26 protein-coding genes are annotated in these 25831 nt (G+C 61.1%); 15 read left to right on the forward strand and 11 right to left on the reverse strand.

Annotation, left to right across the window (positions count from 1 at the left end; all coding sequences use genetic code 11):
- Positions 1-21: 21 nt before the first annotated feature.
- Positions 22-435 carry a nucleoside diphosphate kinase regulator gene (rnk, locus tag HF257_RS17430; protein ID WP_135311347.1) on the forward strand — a complete coding sequence of 138 codons (414 nt, stop codon included), beginning with the start codon at positions 22-24 and terminating at the stop codon, positions 433-435.
- Here the strand turns inward: rnk and HF257_RS17435 are convergent.
- From HF257_RS17435 to HF257_RS17445, 3 genes are all read right to left on the reverse strand, one after another.
- On the reverse strand, positions 432-3272 hold the full coding sequence (locus HF257_RS17435; RefSeq protein ID WP_185709960.1) for a class I adenylate cyclase: 2841 nt from the start codon (positions 3270-3272) through the stop codon (positions 432-434). The genes rnk and HF257_RS17435 overlap by 4 nt on opposite strands.
- Positions 3273-3440: 168 nt before the next feature.
- On the reverse strand, positions 3441-3695 hold the full coding sequence (locus HF257_RS17440) for a TIGR02647 family protein (protein ID WP_014720451.1): 255 nt from the start codon (positions 3693-3695) through the stop codon (positions 3441-3443).
- 96 nt (positions 3696-3791) lie between these two features.
- Positions 3792-4076 carry a hypothetical protein gene (locus HF257_RS17445; RefSeq protein WP_185709959.1) on the reverse strand — a complete coding sequence of 95 codons (285 nt, stop codon included), beginning with the start codon at positions 4074-4076 and terminating at the stop codon, positions 3792-3794.
- 126 nt (positions 4077-4202) lie between these two features.
- Between HF257_RS17445 and HF257_RS17450 the strand changes: the two genes are divergently transcribed.
- The gene (locus HF257_RS17450) at positions 4203-4862 is read left to right on the forward strand and encodes a glutathione S-transferase family protein (protein WP_185710033.1); all 660 of its coding nucleotides are present in this window, start codon (positions 4203-4205) and stop codon (positions 4860-4862) included.
- Between the two features lie 143 nt (positions 4863-5005).
- On the opposite strand, the gene argH is transcribed toward HF257_RS17450, so the two are convergent.
- A complete protein-coding gene (gene argH, locus HF257_RS17455; RefSeq protein ID WP_185709958.1) occupies positions 5006-6400 on the reverse strand; it encodes an argininosuccinate lyase in 1395 nt (464 codons plus the stop codon).
- A gap of 505 nt (positions 6401-6905) precedes the next feature.
- Between argH and HF257_RS17460 the strand changes: the two genes are divergently transcribed.
- The 7 genes from HF257_RS17460 (at position 6906) to rsd (ending at position 13320) form a co-directional block, all read left to right on the forward strand.
- On the forward strand, positions 6906-7652 hold the full coding sequence (locus HF257_RS17460; RefSeq protein WP_185709957.1) for a LytR/AlgR family response regulator transcription factor: 747 nt from the start codon (positions 6906-6908) through the stop codon (positions 7650-7652).
- Positions 7653-7790: 138 nt separating this feature from the next.
- Entirely contained in the window at positions 7791-8732 is a 942-nt protein-coding gene (hemC, locus tag HF257_RS17465) for a hydroxymethylbilane synthase (protein ID WP_185709956.1), read from the forward strand.
- Positions 8729-9478: a uroporphyrinogen-III synthase gene (locus tag HF257_RS17470; RefSeq protein ID WP_185709955.1), complete on the forward strand. Its 750-nt coding sequence runs from the start codon at positions 8729-8731 to the stop codon at positions 9476-9478. The genes hemC and HF257_RS17470 overlap by 4 nt, the downstream gene beginning before the upstream one ends.
- Positions 9479-9519: 41 nt before the next feature.
- Positions 9520-10644, forward strand: a complete 1125-nt coding sequence (locus tag HF257_RS17475) for a uroporphyrinogen-III C-methyltransferase (protein ID WP_185709954.1) — start codon at positions 9520-9522, stop codon at positions 10642-10644.
- Between the two features lie 5 nt (positions 10645-10649).
- A complete protein-coding gene (locus HF257_RS17480; RefSeq protein ID WP_185709953.1) occupies positions 10650-11891 on the forward strand; it encodes a heme biosynthesis protein HemY in 1242 nt (413 codons plus the stop codon).
- 238 nt (positions 11892-12129) lie between these two features.
- Positions 12130-12651 (forward strand): disulfide bond formation protein B, encoded by a 522-nt coding sequence (locus tag HF257_RS17485; RefSeq protein ID WP_185709952.1) that lies wholly within the window; start codon positions 12130-12132, stop codon positions 12649-12651.
- A gap of 210 nt (positions 12652-12861) precedes the next feature.
- A complete protein-coding gene (rsd, locus tag HF257_RS17490; RefSeq protein ID WP_185712102.1) occupies positions 12862-13320 on the forward strand; it encodes a sigma D regulator in 459 nt (152 codons plus the stop codon).
- Positions 13321-13373: 53 nt separating this feature from the next.
- Here the strand turns inward: rsd and HF257_RS17495 are convergent, their stop codons facing one another.
- Positions 13374-14051: an FKBP-type peptidyl-prolyl cis-trans isomerase gene (locus HF257_RS17495; RefSeq protein WP_185709950.1), complete on the reverse strand. Its 678-nt coding sequence runs from the start codon at positions 14049-14051 to the stop codon at positions 13374-13376.
- Positions 14052-14244: 193 nt separating this feature from the next.
- Here HF257_RS17495 and HF257_RS17500 point away from each other — a divergent pair, with 193 nt between their 5' ends.
- A complete protein-coding gene (locus tag HF257_RS17500) occupies positions 14245-15270 on the forward strand; it encodes an AlgP family protein (RefSeq protein ID WP_185712103.1) in 1026 nt (341 codons plus the stop codon).
- On the opposite strand, the gene HF257_RS17505 is transcribed toward HF257_RS17500, so the two are convergent.
- Entirely contained in the window at positions 15267-15731 is a 465-nt protein-coding gene (locus HF257_RS17505; protein ID WP_185709825.1) for a TIGR02444 family protein, read from the reverse strand. The genes HF257_RS17500 and HF257_RS17505 overlap by 4 nt on opposite strands.
- A 50-nt stretch (positions 15732-15781) precedes the next feature.
- Here HF257_RS17505 and HF257_RS17510 point away from each other — a divergent pair, with 50 nt between their 5' ends.
- The 3 genes from HF257_RS17510 to HF257_RS17520 all read left to right on the forward strand — a co-directional run bounded on the left by HF257_RS17510 (position 15782) and on the right by HF257_RS17520 (position 18950).
- Positions 15782-17692 carry an ATP-binding cassette domain-containing protein gene (locus HF257_RS17510; protein WP_185709824.1) on the forward strand — a complete coding sequence of 637 codons (1911 nt, stop codon included), beginning with the start codon at positions 15782-15784 and terminating at the stop codon, positions 17690-17692.
- Positions 17692-18246, forward strand: coding sequence for a mechanosensitive ion channel family protein (locus tag HF257_RS17515; protein ID WP_185709823.1), 555 nt, complete (start codon positions 17692-17694; stop codon positions 18244-18246). Before HF257_RS17510 ends, HF257_RS17515 begins: the two co-directional genes overlap by 1 nt.
- 71 nt (positions 18247-18317) lie before the next feature.
- A complete protein-coding gene (locus HF257_RS17520) occupies positions 18318-18950 on the forward strand; it encodes a LysE family transporter (protein WP_135290740.1) in 633 nt (210 codons plus the stop codon).
- Between the two features lie 152 nt (positions 18951-19102).
- On the opposite strand, the gene HF257_RS17525 is transcribed toward HF257_RS17520, so the two are convergent.
- Genes HF257_RS17525 through HF257_RS17540 form a run of 4 tightly spaced genes read right to left on the reverse strand, consistent with a single transcriptional unit; the run spans position 19103 to position 22246 of the window.
- Positions 19103-19843, reverse strand: a complete 741-nt coding sequence (locus tag HF257_RS17525) for a penicillin-binding protein activator LpoB (RefSeq protein ID WP_185709822.1) — start codon at positions 19841-19843, stop codon at positions 19103-19105.
- A 3-nt stretch (positions 19844-19846) separates the two neighbouring features.
- Positions 19847-20434, reverse strand: coding sequence for a penicillin-binding protein activator LpoB (lpoB, locus tag HF257_RS17530; RefSeq protein ID WP_185709821.1), 588 nt, complete (start codon positions 20432-20434; stop codon positions 19847-19849).
- Between the two features lie 35 nt (positions 20435-20469).
- Entirely contained in the window at positions 20470-20841 is a 372-nt protein-coding gene (locus HF257_RS17535; protein WP_185709820.1) for a YcfL family protein, read from the reverse strand.
- A gap of 10 nt (positions 20842-20851) precedes the next feature.
- Positions 20852-22246 (reverse strand): COG3014 family protein, encoded by a 1395-nt coding sequence (locus HF257_RS17540; protein WP_185709819.1) that lies wholly within the window; start codon positions 22244-22246, stop codon positions 20852-20854.
- Positions 22247-22513: 267 nt separating this feature from the next.
- Between HF257_RS17540 and HF257_RS17545 the strand changes: the two genes are divergently transcribed.
- Both HF257_RS17545 and HF257_RS17550 read left to right on the forward strand, forming a co-directional pair.
- On the forward strand, positions 22514-24409 hold the full coding sequence (locus HF257_RS17545) for an FTR1 family protein (RefSeq protein ID WP_185709818.1): 1896 nt from the start codon (positions 22514-22516) through the stop codon (positions 24407-24409).
- A 142-nt stretch (positions 24410-24551) separates the two neighbouring features.
- Positions 24552-25001 carry a YaiI/YqxD family protein gene (locus HF257_RS17550; protein WP_185709817.1) on the forward strand — a complete coding sequence of 150 codons (450 nt, stop codon included), beginning with the start codon at positions 24552-24554 and terminating at the stop codon, positions 24999-25001.
- A 99-nt stretch (positions 25002-25100) separates the two neighbouring features.
- Here the strand turns inward: HF257_RS17550 and elbB are convergent, their stop codons facing one another.
- Positions 25101-25766 carry an isoprenoid biosynthesis glyoxalase ElbB gene (elbB, locus tag HF257_RS17555; RefSeq protein ID WP_185709816.1) on the reverse strand — a complete coding sequence of 222 codons (666 nt, stop codon included), beginning with the start codon at positions 25764-25766 and terminating at the stop codon, positions 25101-25103.
- Between the last annotated feature and the right edge of the window lie 65 nt (positions 25767-25831).

The following is a 25831-nucleotide window of genomic DNA, read 5'->3' on the forward strand; positions in this document are numbered from 1 at the left end:
AAAAAGGAGTCTGCCTGAATCATGACCACCGCACCGTCCATCATCCTCACCCGCCTTGACGTGCAGCGTCTGGAGCAACTGATCGACCGCCTGGGCGACGAGTCTCCCGGTGTCGAAGCGTTGCAAGCCGAACTCGACCGCGCCGAAGACGTGGTTGGCCACGATGAAGTACCTGCGGGTGTCGTGACCATGAACTCCAGCGTGCATTGCCGTGAGCAAGGCAGTGGCAAGGACTACCACCTGACCCTGGTCTACCCGAAGCACGCCAATGCCGACGAAGGCAAAATTTCGATCCTGGCCCCGGTGGGCAGCGCGTTGCTCGGCTTGCAAGTGGGCCAGCACATCGACTGGCCGGCACCCGGTGGCAAGACCCTCAAGCTGGAATTGCTCAGCGTGGAAGGCCAGCCCAAAGACGGCGGCGCTTTCCCTCTTTAAAGCTGGCTCAACGCCTCGTTGAGCGACAGCTCCAGCTCGGACTTGTAACGCAGGTACAGGTTGCTCGGGCTTTGCACATCACCGAGCAGGCCCGACAGGTCCAGGTCGGTGATGTAGCAGCGGTAGCGTTCGGTCTCCTGGCGCTGCCCGACGATCTCCTGGGCGACCACGGCAAATAACTGGTCGCCAAACTCCAGCTCGGAGAACTCTCGCTGATTGCAGTACAGGGTAATGCCCACCTGGCCCGGTGCGGCCTTGCCGATAATCGCCTGTACGTCATAAAACGGTTTGTTCGCCGGATTCTGCGGCGCTGGCCGAGGCTCGATGCCGCGCGCGCGACTGCTGCCCGATGGCAACAGTTGGTAATACAAAGTTTGCACCGCGCCCAACGGTTCTTGTGGGTCCAGCGGTGACAGCGCATCCCGACGGTAGATGATCGACTGTAAAAACCGCTGCAGCGGCGCCAGCAAGCTCTGCTCATCATGAAACGGCAGGCGCTGTTGCCAAAGCGCGTTGAACTCATCCAGCACGTACAGCTCGGCGAAGCCTTCATTGACCCGGTAGAACACTTGCACGCAATCGGCCATGCCCATCGGCAGCAGCAGCGCCAGGTCGTGGTCTTCCAGGGCCATCGCGTCCAGGTGCAGCGGGCTGTAGCTGGCCTGTTCTTCGCTGAGGTAGGCGATCAGCGCGTCTTGGGTTGCCAGGGAGACATGGGTGGCTTGGCCGGGTACCAACTCCATCACGTGATAGTGCTGCTGCACTTGCAGCAGGTAACGGTGGTTGGACTGGCCCAGCAGTAGGTTCTGCGCGGTGTCGAAGATCTCTTCCACGCGTTGGGCAATGAACTGCGCGCGGTTGTGGCAGAAGCAGCGCACCCGCAGGCGCGGCAAGTGATCAGGCGGGAGTTGATTGAGGTAGTCACGCAGGCAGTCGAGCAGGGCGTGGGGGCCGTCATACCGACTGACCATCACCTCGTTCCAGCTATTGAGAGTGACCTGGTCCAGGGTCAGTACCAGGTTGTCGCGCACACCGGCATAACTCAGGGAGTCGGTGCGCTCGGTGGTCATGAGGATATTCAGGTCGCGGTGATGCTTGAGCGGGTCGACGCCGACGTTGATCAGCAGCAACACGTCCTCGGGCACTGCCGAACGCAGCAGGCGTTCTTCATCGACGCTGGCCAGGGGCAGGGCGATGGTCTGTTGCAGGCTGCCCAACAGGTTAAACAGCTCGAATTCAGTCATGTCGCTGGTGCCTGGATGTAGTGCCAGGCGGGTGCTGCTGTCGATCACGCCGTTGCGATGGCACCACGTGAGCATTTCCAGCAGGTCTCGGCTGCGTTTGATCGGCGCGAAGTGTTCCGACTCCTGGGCCGTCAGGTTGCCGTTATACAGGCCCCAGTAATGTTGGCCGGGCTCCTTGCGGTTGGGCGATTGCACCAGGGTCAGGGTGTCTTCGGCCAGGTCCGGGGCGATGCCGGGGTTGATGAACTCGACCTTGCCCGCCTTGCGTTCAAAGGCGGCGTACAAGCGCCGGCCCAGTACGTTGAGATCGCGCTTGTTGATCAGGCTGACGGTCTGCTCGGTGCGGGCGAATTGGGTCAAGAAGCGATAGCTGTAGTTCAGCTCATTGACCAGCGCGCGCCGTTCGGAGGCCACTTGGCGCACTTTCCACTGGCTGCGACTATCGAGCAACGCCAATTGGCGTTGGTCCCAGCCCCATTCGTGGGCCAGGCGCTCCAGCAGCAAACGTTGCCAACTGGTACTGCGCTGACCGGCACTGAGCTTGCGGTTGACCTTCAGGTAGAGCGCGCGCCGCACCAGTTCAAGGCGTTCTGGCTCATTGCGCGCCTTGAGGTATTCCTCGATGCGGCGGTACACCACGATGTACGGGTCCAGCTCGTCCAGGTCCATCTGGTTGGCGAACACCGCACGCTTGAAGCGCAGGCTCAGGCAATGCACGTTGGGATGTTCGCTCGCATAGACCTCGGTAAGCAGCAGCTTGAGCACCGATTTGTAGGGCGACTCGATGCCCTTGAACAGTTGCCACAGCCCGGCACCAATGAACTCTCCAGGCGGGATGCGCGCCAAGTGGCCGAGGTCGAGGGTTTCATCGGCGCGGATAAAACGTTTGGAGATCAGCGTGTGGGTGAACTCGGCATAGCGGGTTTCTTCATACACCGGCACCAGCCACCAGATTGGCGTGCGTCCGGCGAGCCAGATGGCGGTGCGGTAGAACTCGTCCAGCAGCAGGTAATGCTGCGTGGTGCCGCAATCGTCGGAGCTGAGTTGGGTGTCGCGCTCGCCCAGCACAAAGCGTGTCGGCTCGATCAGGAAGAAGTGCGCCTCGGCGCCCATGCTCAGGGCCCAGGTTTCCAGCAATTGGCATTTTTTGCGCAGTTCAGCCAGCTCGTTCTCACCCAGATCCGGTGCGTGGCATACCCACACATCCATATCGCTTTGGTCAGCCTGGGCCAGGGTGCCGAGGCTGCCCATCAGGAACAGTCCATGGATCGGCCGTGGCGGGTTGCCATGACGCGGCTTGTAGGAGAACGAACGGGTCAGGCGCTGGGCTTCGGTCAGGGCTTGGGCGTCGGGTTCGAAGTTCGACAGCCCGGCGGGCGTGCTACCGGAGACATAACCGGGCAACAGCGGATGGTTGACGTGAAAAAACAGCGGCAACAGGGTCAATACGCTTTGCTGGCGCGGTGTCAGCCCTTCGATTGCCCGGGCCATGCGGCCTTCATTAAGCGCCATGAACCGCGCGCGCAACTGGGCCAGCACCTTGCGGTCGATGCCTTCGTCCAGGTCGGGGCGGATTTCATGGGTGCGGGTCATGTCGAATTCGGTGGCTCGCAGAGCCCGACGTGGGCGGCCGTGTTGGAGTTTACAGCCAGTAGCGTAGGAGGTTTAGCGGGAAATGGTTTTTGACGTCAGAATTCTGTGCCGCCCACAGCAACGCCCTCGGAATCCGCAATCGGCGGACTCCATGGGCGGGATCGGGTGTCAGGCAGCTTCTTTGGTATTGGCGGTAGTCAGGATCGTCAGCAGGGTTTGGGCCTGCTCTGCCGCATCGCGACCGAGGCTGGTCAGATAGCCCCCGTCCGGCTGGTCAATAAGACCTTTTGCATGGAGACGTTTGGCAGCGGCGATGGCAGTAGGGGCGGCGGTCTGGTGGACTTTCAGACCTTCCTTGGTGCTGTCCAATGGGAAGAGTACAAGGATTTCCAGTTCGGCAACCAACTCAGGGGTATACGACATAAGGACTCCAGACTTTCTAAGAATTTATTAGAGGCTAGCAGGCCATAAGGTGAACGCACTTTGCCGAACTGTCCAGCGTGTAACTGCGGGCCGGGATTATTGCTTTTCGGGCGGCAGTGTCGGCAGGGCGCGCAGCGCAGTTTCATACCATTCGGTATTGAACGCGCGGTCCTCTTCCAGCAGCGCATCGATCTCGACGGCAAGCACGTGGGCCATCAATTGCAGGATCTCTTCACGTTCATAACCGACAAGGGTCAGTTTGTTGAACGTAGCCTTGGCCGCTGGCGGGTTTTCGCTCTCGATCTGGTTTTCGATTGCTTCGATCAGGGTGGTCTCGGCGAATTCTTCTTCGTCGTTGTCGATATCGGTCGGCTCGCTCATGGCAGGCTCCTCAAGGAAAGGGCGCCAGTCTACCTCCATTCAGGCAGGTGATGCTGCTGGTCAGGTGGAGCCTTGGGATCTATAACTCTTGCAGCCAACCCCATTCCCGGCCTGGAGGCAGACGCAATGCTCAAGCTCTACGGATTCTCGGTCAGCAACTACTACAACATGGTCAAGCTGGCGCTGTTGGAGAAAGGGCTGCCTTTCGAAGAAGTGCCTTTTTATGCCGGGCAAACCCCGCAAGCCTTGGCGGTAAGCCCACGAGGTAAGGTGCCGGTGCTGGGGGTCAAGCAAGGGTTTATCAACGAAACCAGTGTGATCCTCGAATACATCGAGCAAACCCAGGAAGGCCCCTCGCTGCTGCCGGCGGACCCGTTCCAGCGCGCCCAGGTACTGGCGCTGTGCCGGGAGATCGAGCTGTATATCGAGCTGCCCGCCCGCGCCTGTTTCGCCGAAGCATTTTTTGGCATGCCGGTACCGCAGGCGATCAAGGACAAATCCAAGGCCGAGTTGCTGCTGGGGGTTGGCGCGTTGGCTCGGCACGGCAAGTTTGCGCCGTATGTGGCGGGAGAGAGCTTTACGCTGGCGGATCTGTACTTCATGTACAGCGTGAACCTCGCCTGTGGTGTGGGCGAGAAGCTGTTTGGGTTGGATTTACTGGACGGGTTGCCGGCGGCCAAGGAGTTGCTGGAGAAGCTGCATGCCCTGCCCAACGCGCAAAAAGTGGCGGCGGACCGCGAAGCGGCAATGCCGGCGTTTATGGCGATGGTTGCGGCGAAGAAGTAGTCAGGAGTGTGGTAAATCAAAATGTGGGAGCGGGCTTGCTCGCGAAAGCGGAGTGTCAGTCGACGAATGTATCGACTGACACTCCGCTTTCGCGAGCAAGCCCGCTCCCACAGGTTTAACCGAGTTGTTGCTGAATGCTCGGTTTAGCGGCTAGCGAGCAACGCCTGGCCGCGCACCACCGCTGCCTTCACCTGCGCCGGCGCAGTGCCGCCGATGTGGTTACGGGCATTCACAGAGCCTTCCAGGGTCAGCACGGCAAATACATCCTGCTCGATCTGGTCGCTGAATTGGCGCAGTTCTTCCAGGCTCATTTCCGCCAGGTCCTTGCCGGTGTCCACGCCGTACTTCACGGCATGGCCGACAATTTCGTGGCAGTCACGGAACGGCAGGCCACGGCGCACCAGGTAGTCCGCCAGGTCCGTTGCGGTGGAGAACCCGCGCAGCGCCGCTTCACGCATGATCGCGTGCTTGGGCTTGATCGCCGGGATCATGTCGGCAAAGGCACGCAACGAGTCGCGCAGGGTGTCGGCGGCGTCGAACAGCGGTTCCTTGTCTTCCTGGTTGTCCTTGTTGTAGGCCAGCGGTTGGCCTTTCATCAGGGTCAGCAGGCCCATCAGCGCGCCGAATACGCGGCCGCTCTTGCCACGTACCAGCTCGGGCACGTCGGGGTTTTTCTTTTGCGGCATGATCGAACTGCCGGTGCAGAAGCGGTCCGGCAGGTCGATGAACTGGAATTGCGCGCTGGTCCACAGCACCAGCTCTTCCGAGAAACGCGACAGGTGCATCATCGCGATGCTGGCGGCGGCGCAGAATTCGATGGCGAAGTCGCGGTCGGACACGCCGTCCAGGGAGTTGCCGCCCACGGCATCAAAGCCCAGCAATTGCGCGGTGTATTCGCGGTCGATCGGGTAGGTGGTGCCGGCCAATGCGGCGCTGCCCAGGGGCATGCGGTTGGCGCGCTTGCGGCAATCTACCAGGCGCTCGTAGTCGCGGCTGAGCATCTCGAACCAGGCCAGCAGGTGGTGGCCGAAGGTCACAGGCTGCGCGGTCTGCAGATGGGTGAAGCCGGGCATGATGGTGTCCGATTCGCGCTCGGCCTGCTCCAGCAGGCCTTTTTGCAGGCGGGTGATTTCGGACAGGATCAGGTCGATTTCGTCCCGCAGCCACAGGCGGATGTCGGTAGCGACCTGGTCGTTACGGCTACGGCCGGTGTGCAGCTTCTTGCCGGTCACACCGATGCGGTCGGTGAGGCGGGCCTCGATATTCATGTGCACGTCTTCCAGGTCGACGCGCCAGTCGAACGTACCGGCTTCGATCTCGCCACGAATGGTGGTCAGGCCGTCGATGATGCTGTCGCGCTCGGCGTCGGTCAGCACGCCGACCTTGGCCAGCATCGTTGCGTGGGCGATGGAGCCCATGATGTCGTGGCGGTACAGGCGCTGGTCGAAAGTGACGGAGGCGGTGAAGCGGGCGACGAAGGCGTCGACGGGTTCACTGAAGCGGCCGCCCCAGGACTGGTTGGTCTTGTCGGTGCTCATGGATTCGCTCGTGATCTGCTTAATAAAGAGGCATGGAAGTGTGCCGGCGATAATAACAGGGTTGCCTGGGCACGCGGTGCTGCGGGTCGTCGGCATTTTTATTTGTGCAAAGGATGGCTAAGTGCCTTGCCGTCGACCGCGTCCAGGACGAGACTGGAGATAGAGGTACATTGAAACGATATTTGACGATTGAGCAATGCCGTCTCAGTGAGCGTCTACAGTTGGACTGATAGTGTGTGAATGCACCAAAGTCGGGTGATGCGGTCATAGCCCAGACTAACCATTTAAAACGGGGGGTATTCGGATTGTGTATCAGCAAACCCTATGACGGTGCCCGAAGGCAGCAGGTCTTGGGCGTTATTGAACAGGTCCGGGTAAATATGGGTGCCACTTCGAGGGCACTTTTTACCGCTCGCGCTAGTCTTAGCGTGGATCGCTGTGACGCAAGTCACCGCACCTGTCTACGCTATCCTTGTGCGAGACTCACGCAGGAATCCAGCGCAATATGAATGTCCTGATCGTTGATGACGAACCCCAAGCCCGCGAGCGACTGAGCCGTTTGGTCAGTGATCTCGAGGGTTATACAGTCCTTGAGCCTAGCGCCACCAATGGCGAGGAGGCGTTGACCCTGATCGACAGCCTCAAGCCAGATGTGGTGTTGCTCGATATCCGCATGCCGGGCCTCGATGGCCTGCAAGTTGCTGCCCGCCTGAGCGAGCGAGAATCCCCGCCCTCCGTGGTGTTTTGCGCAGGCCAGGACGAGTTTTCTGCGGAAACGCTGGAAGCCAGCGGCGTAAGCTTCCTGGCCAAGCCGGTGAGCGGCGAAGCGTTGCTCAAGGCCCTGAAAAAAGCCGAGCGTCCCAACCGCGTACAACTCGCCGCCCTGACACAGCCGGCCGCCCAAAGTGGCAACGGGCCGCGAAGCCATATCAGTGCCCGCACACGTAAAGGTATCGAGCTGATTCCCCTGAGCCAGGTGGTCTATTTTATTGCCGACCACAAGTACGTGACCCTGCGTCATGAGGCTGGCGAAGTCTTGCTCGATGAGCCGCTCAAGGCCCTTGAAGATGAGTTTGGCGACCGTTTCGTACGCATCCACCGCAATGCGCTGGTGGCTCGCGAGCGCATAGAGCGCTTGCAACGCACGCCCCTGGGACATTTCCAGTTGTTCCTGAAAGGGCTGAACGGCGACGCCTTGATCGTTAGCCGGCGCCATGTCGCCGGTGTGCGCAAGATGATGCAGCAGCTTTAGCCCAAGGGCTGTGGCGCGGTCTGCATTGCATATCCCGGTGCGGCGTGGCCAGGGAGGCCCCGCACTTGCTGATTCAAATCAAAGCGCATTTGCCTGAGCTGTTATTATCTGCCGTATCTATTCAGTACGGATTGATCCATGTCCTCTCGCGAAATCCGCATCGCCACCCGTAAAAGTGCCCTGGCCTTGTGGCAGGCCGAATACGTCAAAGCACGCCTTGAACAGGCCCATCCTGGGCTTACGGTGTCCCTGGTGCCCATGGTCAGTCGCGGCGACAAGCTGCTGGACTCGCCGCTGTCGAAGATCGGCGGCAAGGGTTTGTTCGTCAAGGAACTGGAAACCGCGCTGCTGGAAAACGAAGCCGACATCGCCGTGCATTCGATGAAAGACGTGCCCATGGACTTCCCCGAAGGCCTGGGCCTGTTCTGCATCTGCGAGCGCGAAGACCCGCGCGACGCCTTTGTTTCCAATACCTATGCATCCCTGGATGAACTGCCTCTGGGCAGTATCGTCGGCACTTCCAGCTTGCGCCGCCAGGCACAGTTACTGACTCGCCGCCCGGACCTGCAGATCCGTTTCTTGCGTGGCAACGTCAACACCCGCTTGGCCAAGCTGGACGCTGGTGAATATGACGCGATCATCCTCGCTGCCGCCGGCCTTATCCGCCTCGGCTTTGAAGATCGCATCACCTCGGCCATCAGCGTCGAAGAGAGCTTGCCGGCAGGCGGTCAGGGCGCCGTGGGCATCGAGTGCCGCACCGCCGACACTGAAATCCACGCCCTGCTCAAGCCCCTCGATCACCACGACACCGAAGTGCGCGTCACGGCGGAGCGCGCCCTGAACAAGCACCTCAACGGCGGCTGTCAGGTACCGATTGCCTGCTATGCGGTGCTTGAAGGTGAAAACCTGTGGCTGCGTGGCCTGGTGGGCGATCCGGACGGTGGCACCCTGCTGACCGCCGAAGTGCGTGGCCCGCAACGTGACGCCTCGGCCCTGGGTATCCAGGTTGCCGAAGAACTGCTGGACAAGGGCGCCGGCGCGATCCTGCAAAAGGTCTACGGCGAGGCCGGCCCGCAGTGACCGAATGGCGAGTGCTGCTGACGCGGCCTGCCGAGGAGTCGACGGCCTTGGCGGCGTCGCTGTCCGACGCTGGTATTTTCAGCAGCAGCTTGCCATTGCTGGATATTCAGCCGCTGGCGGTCACGCCTGAGCAGCAAGCCATTTTCCGTAACCTGGGCCGTTATTGCGCGGTGATCGTGGTAAGCAAGCCGGCCGCGCGCCTTGCGATGCAACAGTTGGATCAACCCTGGCCGCAACTGCCGTGGTTCAGCGTCGGCGCGGCCACCGCACAGGTACTGGCCGAACACGGTCTCAACGTTCACTATCCGCAAACTGGCGATGACAGCGAGGCCTTGCTTCAATTGCCTGCGTTGCGCGAGGCTGTTGCGCGCCCCGGCGCGCGGGTATTGATCCTGCGGGGCGAGGGCGGTCGAGAGCTGCTGGCGCAGCGTTTACGCGAGCAAGGTGCTAGTGTCGATTATCTGGAGTTGTATCGCCGTTTCCTTCCGGCCTACGAAGCGGGCGTCCTGACGCAGCGCATCCAGTTGGAACGCTTGAACGGCGTAGTGGTCAGCAGTGGGCAGGGTTTTTTACATCTGCAAACCCTGGCTGGCGCCGATTGGCCCCAGGTGGCACAGCTGCCGTTGTTCGTGCCCAGCCCGCGAGTCCAGGAGATGGCGCAGGCTGCTGGCGCAGAAAAAGTTGTGGATTGTCGTGGCGCGAGTGCCGCGGCTTTGTTAGTGGCGTTGCGTAGCACGACCTTTTAAGGAAAGCCGCCGCCACTCTCTGATACGCAAAGGACGGATACGTGAGCGAAACAGCCTTGCCTAAAGATGAAACCCAACCCGCACTCGATGCGCCGGTTGAGTCACCGGTCAGCACGCCGCGCCGTGGCAATGGCCTGGCAATTATCGCCTTGTTGTTGGGCGCCGCCGGTGTTGCCGCCGGCGGTTGGGGGATCTGGCAGGTCCGTGCCCTGCAAGCCAGCAGCCAGCAGCAGTTGGGCCAGGTGCAGACCCTCGACGATCAAGCCCAATCCCTCAAACAGAGCCAGCAACAGTTGGCCGCGCGTTTGGCGCAGTTGCCGGGCGCGGATGAGCTGGAAGAGCGCCGTCGTCTGGTCGCCCAACTGCAGGGTGACCAGCAGCGGCTGAGCCAGCGCCTGGAAACCGTGCTAGGCGCCAGTCGCCAGGACTGGCGCTTGGCCGAAGCCGAGCATTTGATCCGACTGGCGAGCTTGCGCCTGTCAGCGCTGCAGGACATCAACAGCGCCCAGTCGCTGGTGCAAGGCGCTGACGAGATCCTGCGTGAGCAGAGCGATCCAGGCTCCTACGCAGCCCGCGAGCAACTGGCCAAGAGCCTGGCCGCGTTGCGCAGCACCGAGCAGCCGGACCGTACCGGCTTGTACCTGCAACTGGCAGCGCTGCGTGACCAAGTGGTGCAACTGGCGGCCATCGCCCCGGAATATCAGCTCACCGATCCCGCTTCCCAAGGGCGTCCGACCACGGATACGGACAGCCGTTGGAGCCAGTGGTGGGAGCAGATTTCCCGCTACTTCCGTATCGACTTCAACCCCGACGACAACATCCGTCCGCTGCTGGCTGGCCAAGGCTTGAATCAGGTGCGCCTGGCCCTCAGCCTGGCGCTGGAGCAGGCGCAATGGGCGGCGCTCAATGGAGAGTCGGCGGTGTATAGCCGCTCGCTGGGTGAGGCGCGCAGCGTACTGCAAGACAACTTCAACCCGGATAACCCGCAGAGCAAGGCGATGCTCGCACGTATTGCCGAGCTTGAGCCCAAGGCCGTCTCGGTGGTGACTCCGGACCTGGCTGCGAGCCTGGCTGCGGTGCAGGCCTACCTTGAGCGTCGGCATCTGTCCGCCGATGAGGCCAAGGCGTTGGCCACGCCGGCGGCCACGTCGCCGAAGCAGGAGTAGAGCCGATGAAGCGTTTCTATGTGATCCTGGTGTTGGCGATTGCGATCGCCCTGGCACTGGCTGTGGGCATTTCGAAACACACGGGCTATGTGCTGATCACTTACCCGCATGTGCTGCATTACGAGTCGAGCCTGTGGGCCACTCTGGTGGCGGTGTTCGTCATAGGCATGGCGATCTATCTGGTTCGCGTGCTGCTGAGCCTGGTAACCACCTCCGGTGGGGTGGTCAATCCGTGGTCGCGGCGCAACCGCAGTCGTCGTGTGCAGATCGCCATCGAGCAGGGCCAGATGGACCTCGCCGAAGGCCGCTGGGCGAGTGCCGAACGCCACCTGCACCGTGCCGCCGAAGCCGAGCGCCAACCCTTGCTGTATTACCTCGGCGCAGCCCGTGCGGCCAATGAGCAGGGGCGTTATGAGGAGGCGGACGGCTTGCTGGAGCGCGCCTTGGAGCGCCAACCCCAGGCTGAACTGGCGGTTGCCTTGAGCCACGCGCAGCTGCAATTGGATCGCGGTGATACCGAGGGGGCCCTGGTCACCTTGCAGGCCATGCACGAGCGTCACCCTCACAATGCCCAAGTATTGCGCCAACTACAGCGTCTGCATCAGCAGCGCGGCGACTGGTCGGCGGTGATCCGCCTGTTGCCGGAATTGCGCAAGGACAAGGTGCTGCCCGCCAGTGAATTGGCTGAACTGGAGCGCCGCGCCTGGGGTGAGAACCTTAGCCTGGCGGCCCAGCGTGAAGAGCAGGGCGAGGCCGGTCTGCAGTCCCTCGAGCGTGCCTGGCAACAACTGACGTCCGCCCAGCGCCAAGAGCCGCAACTGGTCCTGGCCTATGCCGAGCAATTGCGCCAATTGGGCGCCGATGCCAAGGCCGAGGAGGCGTTGCGTGTTGCTATCAAGCGCGATTACGACAGCCACCTGATCCGTCTCTACGGTCTGCTGCGTGGCAGTGACCCGGCCCGGCAACTGAAATTTGCCGAAGGTTGGCTTAAGGACCATCCCGGCGATGCCAGCTTGCTGCTGACGTTGGGCCGCCTGTGCCTGCAGAACAGCCTGTGGGGCAAGGCGCGGGATTACCTGGAAAGCAGCCTGCAAGTGCAGCGCAACCCTGAGGCCTGTGCCGAGCTGGCACGCTTGCTGGCCCAGTTGGGTGATACCGAACGCAGCAACCAGCTGTTCCAGGAAGGTCTTGGCCTGTTGGATAGCCGCTTGTTGGCGTCACCGCTGCCAGTTCCCGCCCGAGCTTGATGTAGGGCAGAGTTGAAGGGTTGGATCAGAGGTGTCTGAAAGCCAACTCTTCGATGGTCCCGAAAGTGCTGGGGCTGGGTCGGCTATCAGTCAAATCCTACGCTGTATTGTTCGACGTCTTCCATGTTTTGACGGGATGTCCCTGGCCTCTCGCGGAATCGTCTGCTGCGGTGCGTGTTGAAAGGGATTGGGCCTTTCCTCTAACGTAGCGGCCTGTCTTTCGCGATGCGGATAAAGCATGTCTTTGGCCCCTTCACGTTCATTGTTTTTCCTGGCGTTCATGGCGGGTGCGCTGACGCTGGCTGGGTCTTTTTACCTTGAGTTCGGTGCGTCGTTGCGTCCTTGCTTCCTGTGCCAGATGCAGCGTGTTTTCCTGGCGGCCTTCGTACTGATCAATCTGGTCGCTGCCTTTCATAATCCCCAGCGCTCCACCCTCTATTGGTATGGGACGGCAAGCATGGGCTGTGCGGTATTGGGTGCCATAACCGCAGTACGCCAGGTGCTGCTACAAAACGTCGCGCCAGACCAGGCATCCGACTGTTGGCCCAGCCTGCATTACATGATCGAAAACCTGTCGTTTTGGCAGGCGTTGCAGTTGACCGTCAAGGGCACTGTCGATTGCGTGGAAATCAACTGGACCCTGTTTGACTTGAGCCTTCCCGAGTGGAGCCTTTTGTTCTTCGTAGCGATGCTGATCCTGGGAATCATGCAGTTTTCGCGATTGTTCTTTAGCCAGCGTTTACACCTCACGAGGCGTTAAACGCAGTGGGCAGTTTGTAGGTCGGGATTAAACACTTGTATGAACTTTCTCTCCTGCGTACCTTGAAGCCATAGTCATGCGGGCATAATCTGGCCCGCACGCGCTACAGAAACCATTTTTCAGATGCGGCCTTGTCCGGCTGCTGCTTTATCCTTGAAGTGTTGCGCGGGCACCAGGCGGCAGCGCCCCTACTAGGGAAGAGAGATCATCATGCTGGAAAGTTGTCAGAATGCTCAGGAACGCTGGGGTGGGGGGCACAAGCTGATCGACAGCTGGTTGAAGGCACGTCACGAACTGGTTCGGGCCTTTGATGCTCTCGGCGCCAAGCCCGAAGCACTGGCAGAGAACCGTGAACCGCTGCAGGACTTCTGCGGTGTGTTGGTGGACTACGTATCAGCCGGTCATTTCGGCGTCTACGAACAACTGACCAAGGAGGCGGAAGCCTTCGACGATCAGCGTGGCCTGGACTTGGCTGAGACGATTTACCCGCGCATCGATGTCATCACCGAAAAGCTGCTGGCGTTCACTGACCTGTGTGATGCCGGAAAGTGTGTTGCCGAAAAGTTCAAGGAGCTGGGTGGCTTGCTTCATGAGCGTTTCGAGTTGGAAGACTGCCTGATCGAAGTGCTACACAACGCTCACAAGGAAGAGGCGGCCACCCAGGCCTGACCTTTGCGGTGAGATAAAAAAACGGTGCGCATTGCGCACCGTTTTTTATTGCGTCAGTGACGAGTGCCGAGCAACTCGATCTCAAAAACCAACGGTGTGTAGGGCGGGATCAGCTCACCGGCACCGTCGGCGCCATACGCTTGGGCTGATGGAATCACCAGGCGCCATTTCGCGCCTACTGGCATCTGCTGCAATGCGCTGCCCCAGCCACTGATCACACTGTCTAGACGAAACCACTGCGGCTGAGTGCTTTGATCGAAGACGGTGCCATCGGGCAGTCGACCCACATACTTCACCTGGACTTGGTCACTGGCCAACGGCTTGTCGCCCGTGCCCGCGGCAAGTTCGGTGAGCAGAATTCCACCCGCCAGCTCGCGTACGCCTTTTAGGGCTTTTTCCTTGCTCAGGAATTGTTGTTCGGCAGCCAATGCTTTTTCACTTTGAGGGGCCTGCGCGTCGGCTTCGCCCTGGGCTTCGTGTTGAGCAAGAATCTGTTCGATGCGGGTGTTTTCCAGCGCCAGGGGTTTGCCTTGATAGGCCTGCTTGAGGCCGTCGATCAGGGCCTGGATCTGCAGGTCCGGAACCTCTTGGCGCAGGCGTTCACCTAGACTCGCGCCTAGGCTGTAGGCGAGGTCGTGCTGATCCTGCGAAGGGGTTTTGGGTGGCGATTGCTCGCTCGCATTGGCCATCGAAATCGCCAAGCCCAGCACCAGAAAAACGTAACGCGACATGGGGCATTCTCCCGCCGAAAGTGCGACGGATTATGCCAGTGTGAGTAGGTAAAAAGTGCCGCGTATTTTCGTTATATCGATAAGAATTTTCGTACGTTGCAACGCAAGGCAAACGATACTGTCAACATGCCCTAGCGGCGGTAAGAGCAGAGGGCTAGTATGAGCCGCACCCACGTCAGCCAGGAGGTAAACCATGTCGGCCAAACAGAAGCCTGTTAATACCCCGTTGCATTTACTCCAACAACTCTCGGGCAGCTTGCTCGAACATCTGGAAAGCGCTTGCTCCCAAGCCCTGGCCGATGCAGAAAAACTGCTCGCCAAGCTGGAAAAGCAACGCGGTAAAGCGCAAGAGAAGCTGCACAAATCCCGCACCAAACTGCAAGGCGCCGCCACTGCCGGCAAGGCCAAGGCACAAGCCAAAGCCAAAGACGCCGTCAAAGAACTTGAGGACCTGCTGGACGCCCTCAAGGATCGCCAAGCCGAAACCCGCACCTACATTTCCCAACTCAAAAAAGATGCTCAAGAAAGCCTGAAACTGGCTCAGGGCGTTGGCCGTGTGAAGGAAGCCGTAGCCAAAGTGTTGGGTGCTCGTACCCCGGCAAAAGCTGCTGCCAAGCCAGCTGCTAAAACCGCTGCTGCAAAACCAGCCGCCAAGCCAGCTGCTAAAACCGCTGCTGCAAAACCAGCCGCCAAGCCAGCTGCTAAAACCGCTGCTGCCAAACCAGCCGCCAAGCCAGCTGCCAAAACCGCTGCTGCCAAACCAGCCGCCAAGCCAGCTGCCAAAACCGCTGCTGCCAAACCAGCCGCCAAGCCAGTTGCTAAAACCGCTGCTGCAAAACCGGCCGCCAAGCCAGCTGCTAAAACCGCTGCTGCAAAACCAGCCGCCAAGCGAGCTGCCAAACCTGCTGCTGCAAAACCGGCCGCTAAGCCAGCTGCTAAAACCGCTGCTGCAAAACCGGCCGCGAAGCCAGTTGCTAAAACCGCTGCTGCAAAACCAGCCGCCAAGCCAGCTACCAAGCCTGCTGCTGCAAAGCCGGCCGCTAAGCCAGCTGCCAAACCTGCTGCTGCAAAACCAGCCGCTAAACCAGCCGCCAAACCAGCTCCGGCCAAGCCTGCAGCCCCTGCTGCAACCCCGGCAGCGTCCACCGCTCCAACCGCATCGGCCAGCAGCTCGCCTGCACCGGTCGCACCAAGCACCACCCCAACCAGCGCTTCCTAAGTGCCGGTGGCCACGACGCGCAGCAGCTGCAGCGCGTCGTGGTCAAGGTTGGCGGCATCCTCAGCCGCCAATCCTTCCATCCATTGTTGTTGACCTTTCATCCCCGTCGGCCATCCCTGTGCCAACGCTTCCAGACGCACTAGTAACTCTCGTTCGGCATCCAGCTCCAGGGCTTTGATCCGCTCCCGTAACGCTGCCAATTGCTCATCCTGCTGCGCCATGGCGCGCCATTGCACCCGAACCTGCCGTAACGGTTCGATCACGTCGACTCGCCATGGCCGGGCAAGCTGCTGCAACGCCAGCAGACGCCGCGGCTCAAGCGCGACACCGCGCTGTTCCAACCAAGCGCCACAGAGCAACAGGCACACATCCGCACCTTGCTCCTGAAGACGAAGGCAAGCGGCTTCGACGCCCGGACGGGCGTAAGTCGAGAGGGCAAAGCTCCACAGGTCAGCGCACATATTCACACTCAAGCCAGCGGGCAACGAAGCTGGTAGACTCCGCCGCCATTATGATCCGACTTCAAAGCCTAACATTACAGCGTGGCCCGCAACGTCTTCTCGAAGACGCCGAGCTGACCCTGCACGCCGGTCACAAAGCCGGCCTGATCGGTGCCAACGGCGCCGGCAAATCCACGTTGTTCGCCCTGTTGCTGGGTGAGCTGACCCCGGACTCCGGGGACTGCTTGCTGCCAGCCGACTGGCGCATCGCCCATATGCGCCAGGAGATCGACACCCTGGACCGCATCGCGATCGACTACGTGCTCGATGGCGACCTGCGCCTGCGCCAGGTGCAACACGACCTGGCCGAGGCCGAGAAAGCCCAGGACGGTGCCGCCCAGGCGCGCCTGCACTCGGAACTCGACAGCGCCGACGGCTACACGGCTGATGCCCGCGCGCGCAAGATGCTCGCCGGCCTTGGCTTTACCAACGAACAGATGGACCGCCCGGTCGCCGACTTCTCCGGCGGCTGGCGCATGCGCCTGAACCTGGCCCAGGCGCTGATGTGCCCTTCGGACCTGTTGCTGCTCGACGAACCGACCAACCACTTGGACCTCGATGCGATCCTGTGGCTGGAGGACTTCCTCAAGAGTTACCAGGGCACCTTGCTGCTGATTTCCCACGACCGGGATTTCCTCGACGCCGTGGTCGATAACATCGCCCATGTAGAACAGAAGAAAATCACCCTCTACCGTGGCGGCTACACCGCGTTCGAACGCGCCCGTGCCGAGCGTCTGGCCCAGCAGCAACAGGCCTACGAGAAGCAACAGGCGCAGCGTGCGCACATGGAAAGCTACATCGCCCGATTCAAGGCCCAGGCCACCAAGGCCCGCCAGGCCCAGAGCCGGATCAAGGCGCTGGAACGCATGGAAGAACTGTCGGCGGCCCACGTCGATTCGCCGTTCGACTTTGTGTTCCGCGAGTCGGTGAAAATCTCCAGCCCGCTGTTGGACCTCTCGGATGCACGCCTGGGTTATGGCGACAAAACCATCCTGGAGAAGGTCAAGCTGCAGCTCACGCCGGGCGCACGCATCGGTTTGCTCGGTCCCAACGGCGCGGGCAAGTCGACGCTGATCAAGAACCTGTCGGGTGAGCTTGAGCCCCTGGCCGGTCGCCTGACCCGTGGCGAGAACACCGTGGTGGGCTACTTCGCCCAGCACCAGTTGGACTCCCTCGACTCCAAGGCCAGCCCGTTGCTGCACCTGCAGCGCTTGGCGCCGACCGAGCGCGAGCAGACCCTGCGCGATTTCCTCGGTGGTTTCGACTTCCGTGGTGCGCGCATCGATGAGCCGGTACTGAATTTCTCTGGCGGCGAAAAAGCTCGCCTGGCCCTGGCGCTGATCGCCTGGGACCGCCCGAACCTGCTGCTGCTCGACGAACCGACCAACCACTTGGACCTGGAAATGCGCCTGGCGCTGACCATGGCCCTGCAGGAATTCAGCGGTGCGGTACTGGTGGTGTCTCACGATCGTCACTTGCTCAAGAGCACCACTGACAATTTCTTGCTGGTGGCCGATGGCAAAGTCGAAGAGTTCGACGGTGACCTCGATGATTACGCGCGTTGGCTGACGGATTACCGCCTGCGCAACGCGCCGGTCAGCAACACCCCGGTCAACCCGGACAAGACCGACAAGAAAGCCCAGCGCCAGGCCGCTGCTGCATTGCGCCAACAGTTGGCACCGCACAAGCGTGAAGCCGACAAGCTGGAAGCCGAACTGGGCAAGGTGCATGAGCGCTTGGCCAAGATCGAAGCCAGCCTGGGTGACAGCGCCGTGTATGAAGCCGCCCGCAAGGATGAGCTGCGCGACCTGCTGGCCGAACAGGCCAAGCTCAAGGTGCGTGAAGGGCAGTTGGAGGAAACCTGGATGGAAGCCCTCGAACTGCTGGAGTCCCTGCAAGCGGAGCTGGAGGCGCTGTCCTGATGGAAGCGCTGCAGCTGCCGTTGCCGGCCCAATGGATCGAGCCCGTGTGGATCGGTGTGCAAATCCTGCTGATCTTGCTGGCCGGCTACCTCGCCCAGCGCTTCGTGGCCAAGGGTCTCACGCGCTTGGGTGAGCGTTACCCGTTTCCGCCGCAACTGCTGATGCCGCTGCGCGGTGGTTTGCGTTGGTTGATCATGGGCAGTGCGCTGATCTTCGTGCTGGGCCGTCTGGGTGTGTCGGCCACGGTGCTCTGGACCGCGTTGTCGGGGTTTGTCGCGGTCGCCGCGGTGGCGTTCTTTGCCATGTGGTCGGTGCTGTCCAACCTGCTGTGCGCGATCTTGATCTTTACCGTGGGGCCATTTCGTCTTGGCGATATCGTCGAACTGGTGGACACCGTCGACAAACCGGGTGTGAAGGGGCGGGTGGTCGCGATCAATCTGCTGTACACCACGCTGATCGAAGTAGCCGAAGCCGGTACCGACAGTGCGATGGTGCAGGTGCCTAACAGCCTGTTCTTCCAGCGCTCGGTGCGGCGTTGGATCACGCCTGCGTAAAAATTCTATAGCCAGGCCTCGGTGCTCGGAGTTAGCTTACTGCTTACGACGAATTTGATACGAGGTGTGTAATGGCACTCGATACATGGCTGGCCTTTTTCGTGGCCAGTTGGATCATCTCCCTTTCTCCCGGCGCAGGCGCCATCGCGTCGATGTCCAGCGGCCTGCAGTATGGCTTTGTGCGCGGCTACTGGAACGCCATCGGCCTGCAAATTGGCCTGGCAATGCAGATTGCCGTGGTCGCCGGCGGCCTGGGTGCCATTTTGGCCACGTCGTCTACCGCGTTTTATGCGATCAAATGGTTTGGCGTCGCGTACCTCGTGTACCTGGCGATCAAACAGTGGCGCGCGTTGCCCATGGACATGACCGATGACGCGGCCGTGCGCCCGATTGGCAAGCCGATGGCGATGATGTTCCGCGGTTTCCTGGTCAATGCCAGCAACCCCAAGGCGTTGGTGTTCATGCTGGCCGTGTTGCCACAGTTCGTGAACCCACAGGCGCCGTTGCTGATCCAGTACGTGATCCTGGGCGCGACGATGATAGCCGTCGATATGATCGTGATGGCGGGGTATACGGGGTTGGCGTCGAAGGTGCTGCGGTTGTTGCGTACGCCTAAGCAGCAGAAGCGTATGAACCGCACGTTTGCCGGGTTGTTCGTGGGGGCTGCGGGGTTCCTCGCCAGCCTGCATCGCGCCACGGCATAAATCGCGATTTGGCTGAAGGAACCCAATCAAAATGTGGGAGCGGGCTTGCTCGCGAATGCGGTAGATCAGTCGGTACATCTGGTGACTGACACTCCGCCTTCGCGAGCAAGCCCGCTCCCACATTGGTTTTGTGGTGTTTGTGAGATCGCGATTCAGCGCAAAATCTTCGGCGCTTCATCCCTTGGCAGGTTATTGCGCAACGCAGGTTTGCCTGGCTCTTGATAGCCACCACCCAACTGCTCCGCCAACTGCCGCGCCACGTCCTCACCCAACGCTTTCGACACTTCCTTGACCACACGCGGCCGGTTCAGGCTCACGCGCACGTCGCGGCTGTTCACCAATTTGGTGTCCTGACCTTCGCCCATGGCGGTAAACGCTGAGGTGATCTCGTAGGTGCGGGTGTTGATCAGGCTGAAATCCGCCACCAACGTCAGGCCCAGTACCGCCGAGTAGCTGTTGGTGCGATCGAGGGCGTTGATGTCCTGGGTGAAGTCGATGTCCGACAGCGTGCCGAACAGCACGTAGTCCGCGCCCTTGAAGTGACCGGCCTTGATGCGCTTGATCACGTCGTAGACGTCACCCTTGGCATCGGCGGTGTAGGGCGTGCCCTGCACCAACTGGAACTGGCGCGACTTGAGGATCTCGCCCTTGATGTCACCGCTGAACTTACGCAGTTCGGTCTGCTCGATGTAGCTGGTACGGCTTTCGTACTCGCTGTAGTTCGACGCGCCGCTGGCGTTGTAGGCGCTGGCCTGGAAGTTGTTGCCGGCCGAAACCATGTGAATGTATTGCTCGACCCGTGCCTCGTAGGCCAGGTCGGTCACCGCGATCTTCGGGGCGGCCGAGGCGCCAAAGGCGCACAGCAGGCCGATCATGCCAATCCATGCACGCATTGCTTAGCGCTCCGTGGTCTTGCGGATTTCTTTTTCGTCCATCCATTCAGCCAGGCCGCTCTCGACGTCCACCAGTTGCAGGCTGAACTTGTAGAACACGTCCTTGTAGTCCGCGCTGCGCTTGACGATGGAGCTGATGGAGCCTTCCAGGCGGTACTTGGCGGCGACCATGTTGCCGGTCTTGCTGACCGTGGACTTCTTGTACAGGCCGCTCTGGTTTTGCAGCTTGAGCTGGTCGACCTGGCTTTGCATGTCGGTGTTGTCGCTGGCGAAGCGTGCGGTGCCGGTCTTCATCAGTTGGGTCTTGATCGACGTGGTGATCTCGCGGGTATCGATGTACTCGCTGGTCTTGTTCTTCACGTCATACACCTGTACCACCGGGCGGCCTTGCAGGATGCCGGACTGGGCCAGGGAGCGGGTCATGGTTTCGGCGATCATCTGCAGGTCGGTGGATCCGAACTCGTTGGTCACGGTTTCCACGGCCTTGGTGTCGCCGTAGCTGATGTTCTTGCTGCCCAGGACCGGCGAAGTGTTGGAGCAACCGCTGGCCAAGACGGCGACCACGGCGAGGATCGAAAAGCGTGCAAACATGGGGATATCTCTCCAGAGCTGAATAGGGGTGGGCGTCAAGGCGTCTTCACTTCAAGGCGGAAGTCCGCGGCCTGAGGCAGGTTGGCGATGGCCGGCAGGAAGGTCGCCTGGTTGGCGTACAGGTTCAGCACTTTCCAGGTTTCTTCGTCGCCCACCGGGAAGCCGTCGGCGCCCAGCCAGGCGAAGCGGTAATACATCGTCTGGTTGCTGCTGGTGATGTTGCTCAACTGCACCTTGGCGGTGAGGAAACCGTTCTCGCGTGCCACGCGGATGGCGCCGACGGCGATGCCCTTGAACTTGCCCATCACCACGACTTTGCTCGCGGCGCTGCCGGGCTCAGGCGGCGGCGGGGTGGCGCAGCCGGCAAGCAGGACCAGCGCCAGGGCGCCGAGGATGAAATGACGCATAGCGTGCTCCTTAAGGTTGTTTGAGGGCGATGGCTTGAGTGGCAGGGCTCGGCACTACATGGGCCGCAAGGCCGCCGGCGAACACCTGGTTGCCGACCACGCGCAGGGTGATCACTTGGTAGCGCTGGTCGGCCTTGACTGTTACCAGCGTGCCGCCCAGGGCGTTGGGCAGGCTGACCTGGTGGTCGCCACGTTTTAGGCGCAGGCGGGTCACCTGGGTCATGTCTGGCAGGGTGCGCCAGGTACGCGTGTCGGCGCCTTCGGTGACCGCCGAGGCGATCCCCAGCACCAGGCCTGCCATGGGGTTGGTCTTGTTCAGGTTGTTTTGCGCCACGCCACGTGAGACTGCCCGCACGGTGGTGCGCAGGATGATCCCCGGCATGTCATCGCGCAGGGCGCGGCGGGACATGGCGGTGGTGCTGTTGAGGGCGGTGAGGTTCTGTTGCTGGCCGTCGACACCGATCTGGGCGAACGTCGCCGTGGACGTGTCAGCCTTGATCACTGGGAACGACAGCGGGGTGATGACCAGGTGGCCGTCGATTGGGATCGGCAGTGGCAGGCGGATCGAGTCGCGGGCCGGGGCCAGGCCGCTCTGGACCACGATCAGTACGTCGGTCTCATCGGCGCCGACCTTGGCGTTGTCCAGGTCCAGCAGCGCCTGCTCTAGCAACGGCGTATTGGGGCGCAGCTCGGCGGCTTTGCGATAGCCGGGCGCGGCCAGGTCTTTTTCACCCAGGGCTTCGTAGACGAAGCCGGCCAGGTAATGGCTGAACGCACTTTGGTAGCTGTTTTTCAGGCCGACCACTTCCGGCGCGTCCAGGGCTTCCACTGGGTAGCCACGCAGGTCTTTCATCTGGGTGGTTACGCCTTCGCGCTCGGCCTCGTGTTCGCGCTTGAGGTATTCCTTGTCCCGCAGGTCGGCGATGACGGCTTCGCGTTCGTGGGTCTTCTTGATCTCGGTGCGGGCGCCGTCGAAGTCGTTCAGGGCCAGCAGGTTCAGGGCCATTTGGGTGGTCAGCATGACTTTTTCGTAGTCATAGCCTTCGTAGCGACGCACCTTGTCGTTGACCAGGAAGCTGCCGAACTGGGCGAGGTACTTCTCGCTGTCGAACTTGACCGACTCTTCCCACTTGTAAACTTGCAGGTCGGCGCTGCGCCAGGCGGTCTGGCTGCCCGTCAGGTCTCCCTTAGCGCGCAACAACTCACCTTTTTCGAAGAAATAGAGCAGGTCTTTGTCGTCGCCGGTGTTGTTCTTTTCCAGCAGGGTCAAGGCGCCGTCGACATTGCCCGTGGCCAATTGCTGGTTAGTGGCTTGCAACTCGGTGTCATAGCTGCGAAACATCGAACAGCCGGAGAGCAAGGTAACCGCCGCTAGCGCGAGCGGAGGTAAGGTGCGTAAAGCCATGCAGCTTCTTCCCTGAAAGTGTTCAACCGGTGTGGTGATTCCTCATAAAAACGAGGAATGAAATTCCCTTTCGCACTAACAGGGCGCGGCATTATAAACACCGCTAGTGGCAAAACAATGGCTTATTGCTCAGTGCCCTCGACAGAATGGCCATCATTCAGCCCTTAAAATTCCGCGATCTTCCACACACCAAATCACTTACGCCTTGAGTCAAACCCCTTAAGGCTCAACAATGTGTTACTTCGTATTTCCCTTTGAGATTCATTCATGACTGCCCCCTTCCGTTTTCTCGCCTGGCTGCTGTTGCCGGCGCTGATGTCGTGCAGCTTCAATCTGCTGGCCGCGACTGCCGAGGGCGCCCCACAAGCCCTGCATTTGCTGGACTACATTGGCGCTGACTACCCTCCCACGGTGGAGGCGGGAAAGGTTATCGATGAGTCTGAATACCGTGAGCAGGTGGAGTTTCTCGGGGTTTTGCAGGGTTTGGTCGCTGACCTGCCAGAGAAGCCTGAACGCGCTGAGTTGGTAAAAGGCGTTGATGAGTTGCTGGCGGCAGTGACAGCACGCGCGGAGGGTGCGACGGTCGCGCACCACGCCCGGCAGTTGGGCGCTCAGTTGGCGGTGGCCTATGAAGTCAGCCAAGCCCCGGCGATCACCCCAGACCCGACGCGCGGCGCACCGCTCTACGCTCAGCATTGCTCGGTGTGCCACGGCACAGCCGGTGCGGGTGATGGCCCGGCCGCCACGGGCATGACACCGCCACCTGCCAACCTGACGGATGCGGCGCGCCTGGACCGCCTGAGCCTGTATGCGATCTACAACACCCTCGGCCTGGGCGTCGAAGGCACCGACATGCCGTCCTTTGCCGACCAATTGGACGACCGCCAGCGCTGGGACCTGGCCACCTATATCGCTGGCTTCACCGCCGAGCCGGCCGCTGCGAAAAGCGAGCAACCCTTCAACCTCGCTGACCTGGCCCGTCAGACCCCTAATGAAGTGCTGGCTGCCAGCGGTCCGGCCGCCGCCGCGACCTTCCGCGCCCAACGTGCGCAACCGCCGCAGGTCAAGCGTGGCCCCGCGCAGTTGCTCGATTACACCGCGACCACCTTGGACAAGAGCCTCGCTGCGTTCCGCAACGGTGATCACGAGCAGGCCTATGACCTGTCGGTAGCCGCTTACCTGGAAGGCTTCGAACTGGTCGAAAGCTCCCTGGATAACGTCGACGCCAACGTGCGCAAGGACACCGAGAAGGCCCTGATGGCCTACCGGCAGTCGTTGCAGGACGGCTTGCCAATCGAGCAAGTGCAGCAGCGTCTGGATGTGGCCAAGGCCAAGCTCACCGAATCCGCTGGCCTGTTGGGCAGTGATGGCCTGAGTTGGTCGTTGAGCTACGTCTCCGGCTTGCTGATTTTGCTGCGCGAAGGCCTGGAGGCGATCCTGGTGCTCGCGGCGATCCTGGCGTTCCTGCGTAATACCGGCCAGCAATCGGCGGTGCGCAGCGTCAACGTTGGCTGGGGCCTGGCGCTGTTGGCCGGTTTGGCCACCTGGGCGTTGGCGGCGTATGTGATTGATGTGAGCGGTGCGCAGCGTGAGCTGCTTGAAGGCTGCACCGCGCTGTTCGCCAGTGTGATGGTGCTGTGGCTGGGCGTGTGGATGCACGACCGTCGCCATGCAGCAGCTTGGCAGGACTACATCAAGAGCAGCCTCGTGGGCGGCGGCGGGCGCTTTGGTTTTGCGATGCTGGCCTTCTTCTCGGTGTACCGCGAGCTGTTCGAAGTGATCCTGTTCTATGAAACCCTGTGGTTGCAAGCCGGCCCAGCCGGGCACAACGCGGTGTTGGCGGGCGGCGCAACGGCGCTGGTGCTTCTGGTGGGCCTGGCGTGGGTGATTTTGCGCGGTTCGGCGAAGCTGCCATTGGCGTTGTTCTTCGGCATCAACGCAGCACTGCTGTGCGCGCTGTCGGTGGTGTTCGCTGGCCATGGTGTGAAAGCGCTGCAGGAAGCCGGCATCTTCGGCACACGGCCAGTGGCGTTCTTTGACTTCGACTGGCTGGGTATTCACGCCGATGCGTATTCGTTGAGTGCGCAGGCGGTGGCCATCCTGGCGATTGTGGTGTTGTATGGCCGCAGTCGGCTGGCCGAAAAACGGCGTGTTACTGCTTAAGCGGGCACGGTCAGTGTGGGAGCGGGCTTGCTCGCGAAGACGGTGTGTCAGTCGCCAGATTATTTGACTGAACCACCGCCTTCGCGAGCAAGCCCGCTCCCACATTTGGATTGGTGGTGTGTTGTAAAGGTGAGGAGTGTTTATGCGCGTATGGATCGATGCCGACGCCTGCCCTCGGGCAGCCAAGGACCAGGTGGTCAAGTTCGCCCTCAAGCGCCAGTTCGAAGTGGTGCTGGTGGCGGGGCAGAGCCAGATCAAGCCGAGCTTTTCGTGCGTGAAGCTGATCGTGGTCCCCAGCGGTCCGGACGCGGCGGATGACTACCTGGTAGAGCATGCCGTGCCCGGCGAGCTAGTGATTTGCAGCGACGTCCCCCTGGCCGATCGCCTGGTGAAGAAGGGCGTGACCGCCCTCGACCCACGGGGCAAGGAGTTCAGTCCGGCGAACATGAGCGAACGCCTGGCGGTGCGCAACCTGTTCACCGACCTGCGTGAACAGGGCCAGATGGGCGGCGGGCCCGCGCCCTATGGGGAGAAGGACAAGCAGGCATTTGCCAATGCCCTGGACCGGATCCTCACACGCCTGATGTTGTAGTGAGCGGGCTTGCCCCGCGCCGCGGTGTGTCAGGTAAGCGTGTTGCGCCTGGTATACCGCAGCGCGGGGCAAGCCCGCTCACTACATTCAATGGGTTGCTCAGTCGTTTTCGTGGGTCAGTTCAAGTACTCGATCCACCAGCTTGTTGATGCCTGACGCCACCTCGCTGATGCGCTTGCCCACCATATAGGCCGGTGTGCTCACCAATTTGCGTGCCCTGTCCTCAACGATATCTTCCACCGAGCACTCCTGGTGAGTGGCACCCATCTTGTCCAACGCCGCTGCGGTCTCGGGGCAGTTGCCAATGGTGCAGGTCACACCTGGGCCGTAGATTTTCGCCGCCAGCGCAGGCGAGATGCAGATCAGCCCCACCGGTTTACCGGCTTCGGCAAATGCCTCGGCCAATTCCAATACCTGAGGGTTGACGCTGCAACCGGCGCCTTCCACGGCAAAGTTCGACAGGTTCTTCGCCGCGCCAAACCCACCGGGCACGATCAGCGCGTCGAAGTCATCGGCGTTGGCGTCACGGATGTCTTTCACTTCGCCTCGTGCGATCCGCGCCGACTCCACCAGCACATTGCGTGACTCGGGCATCTCCTCGCCGGTGAGGTGGTTGATCACGTGCAACTGGGCAATGTCGGGGGCAAAGCATTGGACCTGAGCGCCGCGCTGGTCCAGGCGCAGCAAGGTGATCACGCTTTCGTGGATCTCTGCGCCGTCGTACACGCCGCAGCCGGAAAGGATCACTGCAATCTTTTTGCTCATGGGCATTTCTCCTGGGGTCATGGCGTTAAATGTCTACTAATTTGTCACCTGTTGCCAATGGGGTC

It is taken from the genome of Pseudomonas cremoris (assembly GCF_014230465.1).